General features: G+C 40.3%; 17 protein-coding genes, 4 pseudogenes and 1 riboswitch. Of the genes and pseudogenes, 2 read left to right on the forward strand and 19 right to left on the reverse strand.

Annotated elements, in window-relative coordinates; genetic code table 11:
* Positions 1 to 140: 140 nt before the first annotated feature.
* The 16 genes and pseudogenes from AEX56_RS04820 to AEX56_RS04895 form a co-directional block, all read right to left on the reverse strand.
* A complete protein-coding gene (locus tag AEX56_RS04820; protein WP_049618088.1) occupies positions 141 to 791 on the reverse strand; it encodes a phosphatase PAP2 family protein in 651 nt (216 codons plus the stop codon).
* A 23-nt stretch (positions 792 to 814) separates the two neighbouring features.
* On the reverse strand, positions 815 to 1,438 hold the full coding sequence (locus tag AEX56_RS04825; protein WP_330218250.1) for an ECF transporter S component: 624 nt from the start codon (positions 1,436 to 1,438) through the stop codon (positions 815 to 817).
* A riboswitch (FMN riboswitch) is annotated at positions 1,423 to 1,557 on the reverse strand. It overlaps the preceding gene by 16 nt.
* A gap of 63 nt (positions 1,558 to 1,620) precedes the next feature.
* Positions 1,621 to 2,166: a tRNA (cytidine(34)-2'-O)-methyltransferase gene (locus tag AEX56_RS04830; RefSeq protein WP_049618090.1), complete on the reverse strand. Its 546-nt coding sequence runs from the start codon at positions 2,164 to 2,166 to the stop codon at positions 1,621 to 1,623.
* A gap of 198 nt (positions 2,167 to 2,364) precedes the next feature.
* Positions 2,365 to 2,604, reverse strand: coding sequence for a membrane protein insertion efficiency factor YidD (gene yidD / locus AEX56_RS04835; protein WP_049618091.1), 240 nt, complete (start codon positions 2,602 to 2,604; stop codon positions 2,365 to 2,367).
* Positions 2,601 to 3,332, reverse strand: a complete 732-nt coding sequence (locus AEX56_RS04840) for a pseudouridine synthase (protein ID WP_049618092.1) — start codon at positions 3,330 to 3,332, stop codon at positions 2,601 to 2,603. Before AEX56_RS04840 ends, yidD begins: the two co-directional genes overlap by 4 nt.
* Positions 3,333 to 3,533: 201 nt before the next feature.
* Positions 3,534 to 4,108, reverse strand: a pseudogene (locus AEX56_RS04845) (SMC-Scp complex subunit ScpB).
* Positions 4,086 to 4,634 (reverse strand): annotated as a pseudogene (locus AEX56_RS04850) (segregation/condensation protein A). The pseudogenes AEX56_RS04845 and AEX56_RS04850 overlap by 23 nt, the downstream one beginning before the upstream one ends.
* Positions 4,634 to 5,392, reverse strand: a complete 759-nt coding sequence (gene xerD / locus AEX56_RS04855) for a site-specific tyrosine recombinase XerD (protein WP_049618093.1) — start codon at positions 5,390 to 5,392, stop codon at positions 4,634 to 4,636. Before xerD ends, AEX56_RS04850 begins: the two are co-directional and overlap by 1 nt.
* The gene (gene cbpB, locus AEX56_RS04860) at positions 5,389 to 5,844 is read right to left on the reverse strand and encodes a cyclic-di-AMP-binding protein CbpB (RefSeq protein ID WP_049618094.1); all 456 of its coding nucleotides are present in this window, start codon (positions 5,842 to 5,844) and stop codon (positions 5,389 to 5,391) included. Before cbpB ends, xerD begins: the two co-directional genes overlap by 4 nt.
* Positions 5,841 to 6,371 carry a metallophosphoesterase gene (locus AEX56_RS04865; RefSeq protein ID WP_049618095.1) on the reverse strand — a complete coding sequence of 177 codons (531 nt, stop codon included), beginning with the start codon at positions 6,369 to 6,371 and terminating at the stop codon, positions 5,841 to 5,843. The genes cbpB and AEX56_RS04865 overlap by 4 nt, the downstream gene beginning before the upstream one ends.
* Entirely contained in the window at positions 6,356 to 7,336 is a 981-nt protein-coding gene (locus tag AEX56_RS04870) for a nucleoside-triphosphate diphosphatase (protein WP_049618273.1), read from the reverse strand. The genes AEX56_RS04865 and AEX56_RS04870 overlap by 16 nt, the downstream gene beginning before the upstream one ends.
* Positions 7,333 to 8,127, reverse strand: coding sequence for a glutamate racemase (gene racE, locus AEX56_RS04875; protein ID WP_049618096.1), 795 nt, complete (start codon positions 8,125 to 8,127; stop codon positions 7,333 to 7,335). Before racE ends, AEX56_RS04870 begins: the two co-directional genes overlap by 4 nt.
* 98 nt (positions 8,128 to 8,225) lie before the next feature.
* Positions 8,226 to 8,459 (reverse strand): YneF family protein, encoded by a 234-nt coding sequence (locus tag AEX56_RS04880; protein WP_049618097.1) that lies wholly within the window; start codon positions 8,457 to 8,459, stop codon positions 8,226 to 8,228.
* A gap of 221 nt (positions 8,460 to 8,680) precedes the next feature.
* Positions 8,681 to 9,376 (reverse strand): Bax inhibitor-1/YccA family protein, encoded by a 696-nt coding sequence (locus AEX56_RS04885; RefSeq protein WP_049618098.1) that lies wholly within the window; start codon positions 9,374 to 9,376, stop codon positions 8,681 to 8,683.
* Positions 9,377 to 9,400: 24 nt separating this feature from the next.
* Entirely contained in the window at positions 9,401 to 9,871 is a 471-nt protein-coding gene (locus AEX56_RS04890; protein WP_049618099.1) for an HD domain-containing protein, read from the reverse strand.
* Between the two features lie 74 nt (positions 9,872 to 9,945).
* A pseudogene (locus AEX56_RS04895) lies at positions 9,946 to 10,630 on the reverse strand (TrmH family RNA methyltransferase).
* Positions 10,631 to 10,701: 71 nt separating this feature from the next.
* Here AEX56_RS04895 and AEX56_RS04900 point away from each other — a divergent pair.
* Together AEX56_RS04900 and yidC are read left to right on the forward strand one after the other, a co-directional pair.
* On the forward strand, positions 10,702 to 10,980 hold the full coding sequence (locus AEX56_RS04900; RefSeq protein ID WP_049618100.1) for an acylphosphatase: 279 nt from the start codon (positions 10,702 to 10,704) through the stop codon (positions 10,978 to 10,980).
* A 47-nt stretch (positions 10,981 to 11,027) separates the two neighbouring features.
* A complete protein-coding gene (gene yidC / locus AEX56_RS04905) occupies positions 11,028 to 11,966 on the forward strand; it encodes a membrane protein insertase YidC (RefSeq protein WP_443031012.1) in 939 nt (312 codons plus the stop codon).
* A 290-nt stretch (positions 11,967 to 12,256) separates the two neighbouring features.
* On the opposite strand, the gene AEX56_RS04910 is transcribed toward yidC, so the two are convergent.
* The 3 genes and pseudogenes from AEX56_RS04910 to greA form a co-directional block, all read right to left on the reverse strand.
* Positions 12,257 to 12,886 carry a hypothetical protein gene (locus tag AEX56_RS04910; RefSeq protein WP_053093932.1) on the reverse strand — a complete coding sequence of 210 codons (630 nt, stop codon included), beginning with the start codon at positions 12,884 to 12,886 and terminating at the stop codon, positions 12,257 to 12,259.
* A complete protein-coding gene (locus AEX56_RS04915) occupies positions 12,835 to 13,572 on the reverse strand; it encodes a trypsin-like serine peptidase (protein ID WP_049618101.1) in 738 nt (245 codons plus the stop codon). Before AEX56_RS04915 ends, AEX56_RS04910 begins: the two co-directional genes overlap by 52 nt.
* 231 nt (positions 13,573 to 13,803) lie before the next feature.
* A pseudogene (gene greA, locus AEX56_RS04920) lies at positions 13,804 to 14,222 on the reverse strand (transcription elongation factor GreA).
* Positions 14,223 to 14,254 lie beyond the last annotated feature (32 nt).

Consider the following 14,254-nt stretch of genomic DNA (forward strand, 5'->3'; position numbering starts at 1 on the left):
TATCATTAGCTTGCTAATTATAATCTAACAAAAAATGGAAAGATTGCAAGAATTTTGTGCTAATTAGTAGTATTTTATAAAATATCCTTCGTTATTCCTAAAAAAGAGACGATTCTTTGCGAATCGTCTTGCTAAACTGTTTATTTCTGTTTTCCTTGGAAACGCCACTCAAAGCGCTTTTGATCGTAGATCGGATACATCATCCATAGTAACGTCAGAGCCAATAACCAACCACCAATGAGATCTGTCGGATAGTGCATCCCAAGATAGACGCGGGATAAGGCAACCAGTACTGCAACAAGAACTAACAGCACTTGCAGGACTAAACGCCCTACTCCTGCTTTCATTCGTCCCTGAAGAACGATAATAATAGCTCCAGCTACCATCATAGTGGAGGCTGTATGCCAGCTCGGAAAGGAATACCCGACCGTATCCATGAGCCATGGAATACTTGGACGCGGACGTTGGTAGAGGTACTTCAGGGCAGTCGATACCACTCCCATCACCGCAAAGCTAGCCAACATGAGGTAGCTTTCTGCCTTCCATTTCTTATAATAGAATATTCCCGCAAGTACAATACAGATAGCGAGCACCGAAACAGTATTTCCAAGTAGGGTAATCTTTGTGAAAAAAGCTGTAGCCAGTTCTGGAAAATCCCCACGGACAGCATTTTGGATGGTGCTATCAAAGCCGACTAACTGTTCTGGGTAAAATTTAATGGCATAGCCCAAAATTACAAAGAAGAGTGCCGCAAATGATGCATTCCGATAATAAATTTGTTTATGTTTCATAACCCTATTGTAACAAGAAAAACTTAAAATTTCTTCAAATATGACTGAAAACCACTATAAACTAGGTAGAATACCGCTGATAATATCAAACCTTGCAAAAGATTGAAAGGCAATACCATAGCAAAAAGATAATTGCTAATGCCTAGTATTTTCTCAATATCAAAATTGGCAAATTTGGCATAGACAGGGATAGCATAAACATAATTCAAAATCAACATGACCACTGTCAAACCAATAGAGCCAACCAGAGAAGCTTTGATAAAGTTAGCTCGAGTTTTCTTAGCCTTCCATAGAAAGGCAAAAGCAGCTACAAAAATCAACATGGCCACAATATTCATGGGTAGACCAATGATAGTGGATGGGCCACTGTTATTGAGCAAAAATTTCAATAACGTACGGATCATCAAAATAGCTGTGGCAGATTTGATATCAAGAATAACCAAGCCCAGCAAAATAGGAATCACCGAAAAATCAATTTCCAAAAATGATGCTGTTGGAATCAATGGAAATTTAAGGTACATAAGCAGAAAAGAAACTGCTGAAAGAATGGCAACCAAGGCCATTTTACGTGTGTGTGTCATCTTCTTCCTCCAATTTTTAAGCAAAATTAGAGAAGCGTGAAAGGTTATCCTTTCGTCTTCTCCCATCCAGACTATAACTGTCGGTCTTGGAATCACACCAAGTCAGCTTGCGCTCGCGGACTTATATCTCAGATGTAGAGACAATCACCGCCGGTAGGGACTTACACCCTGCCCTGAAGACTATTTCATGATAACAAAAAAACCTTGAACATGCAAGGTTTTAAGAATTTTTGTTTATTTTTTCATAATTACTTCAATTTATCTTCTTGGTAATGGTGGCTTAATTCAAGCCCTACAAAGGCTTGTTGACGAAGAGCTTCATAAACAATCATACAAACAGTATTGGATACATTAAGACTGCGGACGTGTTCGTCATTCATTGGGATTCGGATCGCTTTTTCAGGATGCTGGCGCATGAAGTCTTCTGGCAAGCCCTTGTCCTCTCGGCCAAAGAGGAAATAATGATGACAGCCATCATTGTAAGTTTGGTCCGAATAGGTCTTCTCCGCAAATTTAGTCACTAAATGCAAATGACTATTGTCTACCATTGAAGAAATAAATTCCTCCATATTTTCATAAAAATGAACTTCCAACTTATCCCAATAATCAAGCCCTGCTCGTTTCATTTTACGGTCATCGATTGGAAATCCCATCGGTTTAATAATATGAAGAGGGCTGTTCGTTGCAGCGCATGTACGAGCAATATTTCCTGTATTTTGCGGAATTTGTGGTTCAAAAAGAACCACATGGTTGCATGATTGATTTTCTTTGTAGTGTAAGTTCTCAATGTTCATAATTTATTCTTTCTCTTCACTTTCTTTTAGGCAAAAAAAATGCCACACTGCCCGGAGTCAAGCTCAGCAAACAGCATGGTGAATGACAAGTCACTCACTTAAATCACAACAGGATTGATTTAAATAAATGAATATCGTGCCTTTATTATATCATAATTGCTTGTGATTGCAAGGGATTCAATGATTTTGTAAACGTTTTTACGGATTTTTATTCCGTCTCAAGGTAAAAACATCCGGCACTGGATCATAGCCGCCTTCCACAAAAGGATGGCAACGTAAAATCCGTGCTAGGCCCATCAAAAAACCTTTTAATCCATGCTTTTTTAAGGTTTGGATCATATAGGCAGAGCAGGTTGGTTGATAGCGACAGCTTGGAGGGAAAAGAGAGGAAATAAATCGTTGGTAGCCTCGCACCAGCTGAATCAGTAGCCAGGTCATTTCTTGCTCGTTTTAGTTACAGCCAGTGTGTGAAGTTGGCTGATCTCTTTTTTATTGAGACGACGGCATTCCCAAGGACGCAAGCCCGTCAAGTCCAAATTGCCGAATTGAGTCCGAGATAATTTATCCACTTGAAGTCCTACTGCTTCAAACATTTTCTTGACCTGATGATTGCGACCTTCATGAATGGTTAATTGGACAACTGAACGATGTTTTACAGGATCAACTTTAAGAATTTCATAAACCGCAGGCTGCGTTTTTCTACCATCAATAACAATACCTTTTGTTAAGGGGCGCAACACCTCCTTATTTGCAATCCCTTTAACACGGGCGATATAAATCTTATCGATTTCGTTTCGTGGGTGAATCATTTCATCTGTAAAATCACCATCATTGGTCAAAATTAAGACACCAGATGTGTCCCAGTCCAAACGCCCAACAGGGTAAATCCGTTCCTTGACCATCGGCAAAAGATCAACAACCGTTTTTCTGCCTTTGTCATCAGAAACGCTCGAAATCACACCGCGAGGTTTGTGTAAAAGGTAATAGACCTTCTCTTCATTGTAAATCGGTTGACCTTCCACTTCAACCTTATCTCCAGATTTGATGGTTGTCCCAAGTTCACGAACAACCTCCCTATTGACTGTCACAAGCCCCTGTTTAATCAGTTCCTCCGCCTTACGACGACTGGCAACACCAGCATGAGCAATATATTTATTGATACGCATATTTATGATACAAAGAGCGTTATAGGCTTAGTGAAAATAAGCGGTAAGACAGACATCTATGATGTCGTTGTCGCACCCTCGTCAGACTGACTAGGACTTTATCTAAGTCCAGTCAGCTACGACGTTCTTAAAAAGATATTTCTAACAAAATATTTTCACATAGATCCATAGCTCGTGTTCAATTCACGAGAGCTCTACCTCTTATTGTTCTAATTCTTTGAACTCAGTTTCCAACTCATCCAAATGATTTTCGTGTGGCTCTGTCAATGCTGACACCTCTTCTTCAGATGCCTCTTTTTGCCCAAACAATTCCGTTTCTTGGTCTACCAAATCCAAATCAGACACGTCTGGCAATTGTGCCAAATCATTGATGCCCATGTAATCTAGGAAATAATCCGTTGTCACATATAAATTCGGACGCCCAATCACTTCTTTTTTCCCGTTTTCACGAATGAGATCAAATGCCTGTAATTTGCTAATGGCACCACTTGAATTCACTCCACGAATATCAGCGACATGGATTGATTGATTGGCGTTTTGGAATAAATTCGTAAAAGCTCCACAAATTCTTTCTTGGTCACCAAGCGATAATGATTGGAAGATTCCAATATCATCAAGCCAGATTGACTATCTGACTGATATTTTTCCTGTAACTTTTCTAGTTGTTGTAAGATTGCAGATGGCTGCAAATCGAGCATTTCTGCCAGATTGCGTAGACTCAACCCATCTTCTCCTGCCACAAAGAGCAAGACTTCAATTTCTGCTAAGCGACTCATGCTCACTCCTTACTAAATAAATTTTTCCAAAATTCTCAGTTTGCTCCAATAAAATCTCCTGAACCTTGACCAGCTCCAAGGTCGCAAGAAACAAAGTGATCACTTCATTCAAATCTCGACTTTCCTTGAAAATATTGCTCAGTTCAATCCGTTTTTGCTGGGTAAATCGCTTGCGCACCCGATCCATCATATCTTCGCCTGCACCAAGGTGACATCCTCATACACCAAATCCAACTTAGGCTTAGAGAAATAATTGGCTCGTTCATTGTGCTGCTCACCCAATTTCTCACTTAGAAGTTTGAACTTGCGGTACTCTTCCAACTGATCCAAGAGTTGCTGTTCAGGATCTTCTTCAAGAGGTGTTTCTTCAACCACTTTTGGCAAAAGACGACGGCTTTTGATCAGCATCAGCTGGCTTGCCATCAGCATGTACTCACCGTACTTGGTAAATATCCATTTGGTATTTAGAGACCAGATGGAGCAAGAGATCCAGCGGTCCTTCAAAATCTTTTAATTTTATATCCATTATTTGTATTTTTCTAGACTAACCAATGTTTTCAAGCCCAATTGCTTGGCAATTTCTTCTAAGGAACGCCCTTCCTTCAACTCATGCAAAATATATTGTTCGCGCAACTTCTGCGCTGACCAAGAGGACTGATGGATTTCACTCAAAAATTCTCCTAAGCGATTGAAAAACCATTGTCGAGAATAGGATTGACCTTTCTTGTCAAAAAGATAGATGTTAGGTCCACTTTTTTCAAAATGAGCCTTCAGATATGGTAACAACTTTTTAGGAATGGCTAAAATCCGCTTTGCTCCATCTCGCTTGACCGTCATAATACCAAAATCAAGCTCTATATCTGCCACTTGTAACTCTGCTATTTGACTAGGTGAAAGTCCCATCAAGGCTATCAAGAGCGCCAATAACTGTCCTTTAGGAAAAGCCGTGCTAGATTGAAACAAGGGACTCAAATCAGCTAATTGACTTCCACTTGTGTCGCTATATTGCTTCACTGTAACATTTAAATCTAGCTTATAAAATCGATCGATAAGATTTTCCTTATAGAGAAAGTAAAGAAATTGATTGACAGCAGATTGCTTGCGCTTTTGAGCAGTCGGTTTTAGCTTACCTAAAAATGCGCCATATATGGCTAGTTTCGCCTCCGAAAGCTGACCATCTGTAATCTCTATAAATTGTTTGAGATCACCCTTATAAGCTAGTTTCGATTGCTCCGCTAGCTCTTCTTTTTGTTCTAAAAATATTTTAATATAGCTCTGCTTCATTCTATGTGTTCCGTATGAAAGTGACTGCTATGGAGAAGGGCATTGACCGCTTTTAAGATGGATTTACGAGTAATAATCCCTAAAAATTCTCGATTGTCTCCGACGACTGGCAAGAATGGTTCATCAACTAACTTGCGCAACACCTCTTCCAAGCGGTATTGTTCAGGAACCGTTTCCACATCTGTTTTAGCAATCAAAGAAATGTCTTGATTCAGCTCATCATCCGTTAGATTATTGAGCGATTGATAACTCATAATTTCACGTAAACCAATACTACCAAAAAAGCGATTGTCCTCTGTCACCACCGGCACGCGCGAGTAAGCCATATTACAGAGAAGGAGCTTGGCGTGGTCAATATTATGCGTATCCACAAGCACAGCCAATTGATTAGCTGGCGTCAAAAACGTTTCTTCTCGACCGACTAAAAATTCTATTACTTTTGGTGCAATCATCGTGGGATATCCTTACTTAGCGATGAATAGAGTTGGTGTTCTGTTGTGTAAAATGCCACATGAAACCGGTCGGGCTCAATTGTCACTAGAGCATAAAGTCGCTCTCTAATCAATCCTCGAGGCTGCGTCACAGAGCCTGGATTGAGAAAAAGAGTTTTTCCACGCACTTCCGCATCCGCAGCATGCAAGTGCCCGTACAGACAAATGTCTGCATCCATTTCCTGCGCCCAATAATCCAATTTCTGCCAGGTATAGTTAATCGAAAAAAGATGTCCATGGATCTGGGCAATTCGATACGGACCAACTTCGGTCAAAAGAGTTTCTGGATAACCACCTCTGTAGTCGCAATTCCCCAAAACAACCTGAATTCCCTCCCAAATCGTGTCCTCAGCTGCTAACTCTGAATCACCATTATGAAAAATAGCATCCACCTTGCCTTGATAACGATCTTTAATTTCTTGAACAATAGCACGATCTCCATGGGAGTCGCTCATGACCAGAATAGTCTTACTTACTTGGCTTGCCATGCTGGAAATGCCTCCATTAGTTTTTTCAAGGCTAATGCGCGGTGAGACTGTTGATTTTTCTCTTCCATGCTCAGCTGTGCTGCTGTCTGACCAGATTGACCAACTAAAAATAGTGGATCATAGCCAAATCCGCCCTCACCCTGTGGCGCAAAAGCGATATAGCCCGGCCACTCTGCTTCAACTACTAAACTTTCTTTCTCAGGTACTGCCACCACCAAGGTACAGTGGAATTGCGCTGACCGATCTTTTTGGTCAAAGACCATGGCCAATTCGTGCAAGAGTTTAGCATTGTTTAAGTCATCTGTGGCATCAGATCCAGAAAAACGTGCTGACCAAACGCCCGGCATCCCGCCTAATTTGTCAACTTTGAGACCCGAATCATCCGCTAAAACCATCTTACCAGTTAAATTGGCAATGGTTTCTGCTTTAAGACGAGCATTCTCTTCAAAGGTCATCCCCGTTTCTGCCACATCTGGCAAATCAGGATAATCATTTAAGTTTTCAACCTTGTAGCCCAACCGTTCAAAGAAAGCACGAAATTCTCTCGTTTTCCCCTCGTTTTTAGTTGCAATCAAAATTGTGTCTCCGAATGAAAGTGTACCTTTCCCTTCGTTTGTCCCGAAAAATTGTTCCAGCGATACACCTAACTTTGGTAAATGCACAGCTAAGAGCTGATTATTTTCAGTGATTAGGATAGAACCAGCATGTTGCGTTACTTCAAGTCTACGTCCTTTTTCTTGATTAATCATGTCTACCAAAAACTTCACCAAGCGTAAGTCTGAGGTGTAACAGATGATATGAACTTGTGCGCCTTCACAACCCAATTGCCCCAAAAGCTGATGGACGATTCCTTGAACCCTTTCATAAACTGCATCATCGCCAAAACAGGTTACATAATTAAAACTTTCCCATTTCCCGATAAACCAATCATGCTCATCTTTGTATTCGTAGATTTTTTCTGTCATAGCTTCACGTATTCCACTTTCATTTGAATGTTCAGCCAATCCTCAGCGACTTCTTGGAAAGCGCGCGGGCTGGCTGTTGTGTAAAATTGATGCTCTTTTTTGCTTCCTGTCCGACTATGATTGATTTCAAAGTAGTTGAGCAAAACAGAAATATCCCGTGCGCATTCTGCTCCACTATCAATCAACTTTACCTCTGGTCCCATAGCGTGCTGAATGATGGGACGCAGCAATGGAAAATGAGTGCAACCCAAAACCAAGGTGTCTACCTTGCCCTTTAGTGGACTGAGTGTTTCATAAACCACTTTTTTCGCCATACTAGATTTGTATTGATTGGATTCCACCAAAGGTACAAATTTAGGACATGCCAAACTGTATACCTGCGTTTCAGGTGATAGAGATTGGATTTTTTGACGGTAAATATCCGATTGAATCGTCATGGGGGTCCCCAAGATACCAATTTCCCCTGCTTGACTAGCCTTGATGGCTGCCGAAGCACCCGGTAAAATCACTCCCAAAACGGGAATATCCAAGGCTGCTTTAACCTCTTCCCATGCTACTGCCGTAGCTGTATTACAGGCAAATACAATCATTTTGACATCCTTAGTCAAGAGAAAATTGACCAATTGCCAAGTGTATTCACGAATTTGTTCAGCTGAGCGTGGACCATATGGCGCACGCGCTGAATCTCCAATATAAACGATTTCTTCATGTGGAAGCTGGCGCATGACTTCTCGTACAACGGTCAAGCCACCGACACCCGAATCCAGAAAACCGATTGGTCGATTATCCATAAACTCGCATTGAAGGGGGATTAAAAATACTCCCTTCTCCTTTCAAGATTTTGCTAAACTGAAAAAGGGACTTGGGAAATCTCCCAGTCCCAATTTTTCTATTTTTTCTTGCCGACTCTTTGTTGGCTCTTGATTTGGCGCAGTACTTGTTGAACTTTAGCTTCACTTGGTTTTTGCCCCATTTGACTCATCATCATACGAAGAGCATTTTCATCCAAAATTGGTTTATCCGCGATATAGTTTTCCACTTGTTTACGAGCAAGATAGAAACCTAAAACGATTCCTCCTGCTAATGCGACTAAAATTAATAAAATTGCTAGACCTAAATTCATGCCTATCTCTCCTTCGATTTTTCTTGTTTTATTATAACAGATTTAAACCTTGATGACAAATATCAAAAGAGTAAAATCTGCATCTAGATTACTAATCCTTATAAGCATGCGACAGTAGCAATCAATGGTTGAGCAGACAACTGCTTTTGTCTATTTTACAATCAAAGACTTAATTGATTTAGAAGCAAAAATTCCTCGCCCAAAGGGCAAGGAATGCACTTTTAATCGCGTGAACCAAAAATGCGCAAGAGATTCAAAAACAAGTTAATAAAATCTAAGTAAAGTTGCAAAGCTAATGAAACAACCCATCCTTGCCCCACTTGACCACCAGTTTGTTCAAAAACGTAGCGAATGCGTTGGTTATCATAGGCAATCAAACCAGCGAAGATTACAACTGAGATGATAGAAATGATAAAGCTCATACCTGAGCTACCTAGGAAAATATTGACCACACTGGCAATAATAATCCCGATCAAGGCTGCACGTAAAGCTTGCCCCATCGCAGATAAATCTTTTTTAGTCGTGGCACCAATAACTGCCATCACTGCAAACATAAGAGCTGATGATATAAAAGCGTTGAAAACTGTCGCTTGTGTGTAAAATAAGAGTACGAAACTCAATGTGAAGCCATTTAAAACTGAGTACAGTAAGAACATAGGCAAAGCCATAGGGCTATTTTTAGCCGCCATACCTGAAGCCGCAAAAACCAAGATCAACTCTACAAGCATCAAAATCATGAGAACCATAGAGCCACCACGCAAGATTGAAATAGTGACGTCTTGAAAAACTGTCAATGATAAGAGAGCTGTCAAAGCGGATAAAACAATACCTGCTGCTACAAAACCATAAATTCGTGCAAAGAAACGGTTCAGCGCACCAACATCCGTCTGATTGATTACAAATGGATTGTCATTCATTTTTTTATCTCCTTTTTAAATTGATTAGATCCACTTCAGAATCTTACGATTTTTCCATTTTTGCTGAAGTGGAAAGGAAGCTTCCCGAACTGCCCAGTATTTGTCCACACAGGTCACAATCCAAGATTCTTTATATCGTGGAGGAGCAATGGTCGCTCCAAACATGTGTTTAACAATGATATCTTCTTCTAGTTTGTTGATAGAAGTCAATTTGCGAGCGTTACGAAGAGCAATGCGCGGGTGAGTCCACGCATGACTCTTGGTAAATTTGGTATCGCGCCAATCATAGAAAAATAAGTCATGGAGCAACCCACCACGAGCAGTCGCTTTGGCATCCCAACCAAATTTTTTAGCTAATTTATAACTGGTATAAGACACATGGATAGAATGTTCCAAACGCGTCGAGTGATAATGGTGTGTAATATCTCCCAACTTTTGTACTTTAGGTGTAATAATCAAGTGACCTACATAGTCCATATATTCTTTATCTGTCATATAAGAAGTCAATACAATTCCTCCTCCTTGGGTACTATTATACCATAGTCTAGTAAAAGACTAGCAAATGAAACTTAAAGCAAACTAAACATTAGAATCCCCGCTGCCACTGCTACATTAAGACTTTCTGCTTGACCAGACATATCTATATGAATCAATTGATCCGCTTTGTCGGTCATCAAACTAGAAATTCCTTGCCCTTCATTTCCCATAACCAAAACAAAAGATTCACGAGACGGAACCGTTCGGTAGCTAACAGAGTTTTTCGACAAAGTAGTTGCAAGAATGGAGACCTCTTGCTCCTTACACCAGTCAATCAACTCTATCGTTTCTACGCGATAAACTGGCAAATGAAAATGGCTCCCCTGCATAGAGCGAAGAACTTTCAGACTATATAAATCGGCTGACTTTGATGACACAAAGACTCCATCATAGCCTGCTGCATCCGCTGTACGAATCATTGTTCCCACATTGCCAGGATCTTGAACATCTTCTAATAAGAGATATTTCCCCAAAAGTTTATCTGGCAATTTTTGTCTCGGAAGAGTCTCGTGACATTACTTTGATCGATGAAAATTGACGGACACGATCTACAAACTCTTCTAGGACGAAGACTTGCTCGATGACCGCTCCGCTATTTTCTGCTTCTTCTAACAAATGCCAACCTTCAATGAGATACGATGATTGACGATATTTTTTTAGATGTAACTTTTTAGCTTCTTTGACCACAGAATTGGTCTTCGAACGAATGATTTCCATCCATTTCCCCTTTTTCTTTCAATACCAACCATGATATAATAAAGAAAATCACTTGTCAAAAGGAAATTATCATGAGAAAAGTAAAAATGATTGCATCTGGACGGGTACAGGGAGTTGGTTTTCGGTGGTCCGTCGTCTACCTAGCGCAGGAAATCGGAGACATTTATGGTCGGGTTTGGAACAATGAAAATGGAACCGTGACAATCCTAGCCCAGTCAGACCAAGCTGACAAGCTCAGCCATTTTATCCATCAAGTCAGAAAAGGACCTTCACCAATGGCCAAAGTTACCTATCTTGACGTTACTATAGCTTCTTTCCCTGATTTTTCAGATTTTCGTGTCCAATACTGAGATGAGACTTGTATATTTTACCTAAAAAAAGTACAATAGAAGGTATCATGAAAAAAGGAATGAAGAAAGTGAAAAATTCAAAACGTCTTTTATTTGCTAGCTTAGCCTTGTCTATGCTCCTATTATTGTCTGGCTGTGTTCAGACTAAAAATGGCGCCCCAACAGGAGAGGGTTGGGTTTATAAATTCTTAGTGGCACCAATGGGGCAGGTCATCAAATACTTTGCCATCGATCTAGGACTTGGATTTGGTTTAGGAATCATCATTGTGACATTGATTGTTCGTATCTTTATCTTACCTTTAGGCATTTATCAAACTAAAAAAATGACCTATCAGTCAGAAAAGATGCACTACTTGAAACCAATCTTAGAACCGATTCAAGAGCGCATGAAAAATGCAATAACACAGGAAGAAAAATTAGCTGCACAACAAGAATTATTTGCAACACAAAGACAATACGGTGTGAGTATGTTTGGTGTTATGGGTTGCTTACCTATTTTTATCCAAGTGCCTTTCTTTACTGCTCTCTTCTTTGCTGCACGTTATACAGAAGGTATTGCAGACGCACACTTCCTTGGCATTGATCTTGGCGAACGCAGTTTGATCCTCGTAGCAGTCGCTGGTGTCCTCTACTTCTGTCAATCACTTCTGATGCAAGTCGGAGTAGAAGAAGCCCAGCGTCAACAAATGAAATCTATGATGTTCATGAATCCACTCATGATTGTCTTCTTCTCTTGGTCCGCACCAGCTGGTGTGACTCTCTACTGGGTAGTCGGTGGTATTGTTGGTATTCTTCAACAACTATTAACAACTTATTTGATCAAGCCACAAATTCGACGTCAAATTGAAGAAGAATTTGCGGCAAATCCTCCAAAACCAAATCCTGTTACAGGAACTGTTAAGGATGTAACTCCAACCGCAAGTAGCGCCATCATAACTTCTACCAAGAAAAAACGTAACGCTGGTAAACAACGTTCACGCCAATAAAGTATAAAAGGAAGCCTAGGGGCTTCTTTTTAGGTAGTATAAAAATGGCTTATTGCTGTCTTAAAAGATGTTCATCTGGAGGTCATATCCCTCAAAATATTAAGAAAGTAAATAGTAAAAGGGTTGAAACGATATCGTTTCAACCCTTTCAAATTTTTAATACTCAGATTTAAAAATGATTTACAATTAACTCATCTAGAATTGAAATAGCCACACGATAGTTTGTGCTACAAGTATCTTGAGGAAGTCGTCCTCCTCCGAACACTCTTTATGCTAAAAATGTAGAGGTCTTATTGTACATAGAAGGCAACATTTTCGTAGTTCCAGCCTCGTTCGACGAGGACATTTTTTTCATTTTCATCTGCTGTGTACAGATGCACTTTGAGGCCGGTATGGTAGAGGCGGTAAATAGGTCTCTGCCCACTAGAATACCATGCTACTCCTTCTGCTTGCCATCCACGGGATGCCAAAATATCGCACTCATAACTACTGGTAGTATACAAGTGTTCGCGGGTTACAGGGAAATAAAGGCGGTAAACAGGCGTTCCCGATGCTGCTGTTATGATTTTTTCCCCTTCATAATTCCAACCATTTTGCTGCAGAGTTCGAGCTTCATCTAAATTTTGCGTATAGAGGTGACGTTTAATCCCAGTGTGGTAGAGACGGAAGGTTCTTCCTGATTTTTCCTCCATATAGCTTGTTACCTCAGGTGTTTCGAGCTGAGCTCCTTGGACAACTTGAGGCAAGCGGAAGGTGTCATCTTTTACCCTTCGAGCATAGTTTTGATCCGTATCCCCTAGAATATGGGTGCCAACGATTTGATTTTGAGAATTGAGTACCGGGCTACCACTCTGACCAGCTTCTGTATCTATCTTGTAAACCAGATATTCCGATCCAATATCTTCAATCTGACCGAACATAGTATACATATAAGTTTTTTAAAATAACTTGTCGCTGGATAATCTGGCACCTGAACTTTTTGTCCAACATAAGCCTCTTTTGCCATACTTAAATAGCCCAATTCAGCTGGTACAGGACGATTGAGCTTAATAACGGCCATATCATATTCCGAAGATCCGTTAGTTAATTGGTAGCTTCGAAACATATAGTAGTTGCTCGCATCATAGGCACCATAGGGAGTGGTAGTTCCTGACTTATCAGGGAATGCTTGGACAGACATTGCCCATTCTTTTTTCTCATAATCATAAACATTGTGTGCAGCAGTCAGGATGGTATCTGGACCAATCAAAACTCCTGTTCCCGTAAATGATTCAGTGGAAAAATTCATAATCAACTGCACTACTTTTTGATAAGGTTGAACAGTTGTATCAACCACTTGAAACTGATTGTCCTCTGCAATTATTTTTTCACGCTCACCACTCAAGCTATGGTCTAAGTTTGGATTGGTCGTGTCTTGAGGAACAGCCATAGAGGGCTCTGTTGTATTTTCGGTTGAAGTTCCTGTTTGACTGCTAGAATCGCTCAATAAGGTCGAAGAAGGTGGTAGACTCGGCGCCACACTAGAAATCTTTGCATCAGAAGAGCTTTCTTGCTCGATGCTACTAGGAGTCACTAGCTCTGTCGCGACAATAACATCAAAACTCATTCCTCCAATTAACAACAGGCAATAAATGTACAACTAAATAAAAGGGTGTGGAACAAAAATCGGTCACTTCGGCAAAATATGATTTTGTTGTCCCACCCCGCGCACAATTGAGTAAGGCTATAAAAGCTGACTTCAGGGCACTAAAGCCTACTCAACCACTGCGTCAAATCCTTATCTCCTTAAAAAACAAAATAAGAGGAGGGACTTTTGTCCCAGCCTCCCTTCTATCTATTATTTCGTTTTTTCTACCTTAAGAATTTCAACTTCATAGTTACCAGCTGGAGTTTGAATCATAGCTTTTTGACCTTCTTTTTTACCAATCCGACAATATGGTAAACCTCTTTATCTGTCTCACCTACTTCTTGAACAGTAACAGTTTTACTGATAGCTACTTCATCTTTAGCAACTGCATCACTATCTACGATTTCTGCATAACGAATTTTTGTTTCCAAAGTAGAGATTTGGCCTTCTACAAAAGCCTGCTCATCCTTGGCTGCTTCGTATTCACTATTTTCTGATAAATCTCCGTATGAACGTGCAATTTTAATACGCTCAACAATTTCTGGACGACGAACTAGCTTTAATTCTTCTAATTCTTTTTCGAGTAACTCTTTTTCCTCGATCGTCATTGGGTATGTTTTTTCTGCCATTTTATTTCCTTCTTTATATCTTTATATTGTGA

Origin of the sequence: Streptococcus sp. X13SY08 (assembly GCF_001182825.2) — a bacterium.
GTDB lineage: Bacteria > Bacillota > Bacilli > Lactobacillales > Streptococcaceae > Streptococcus.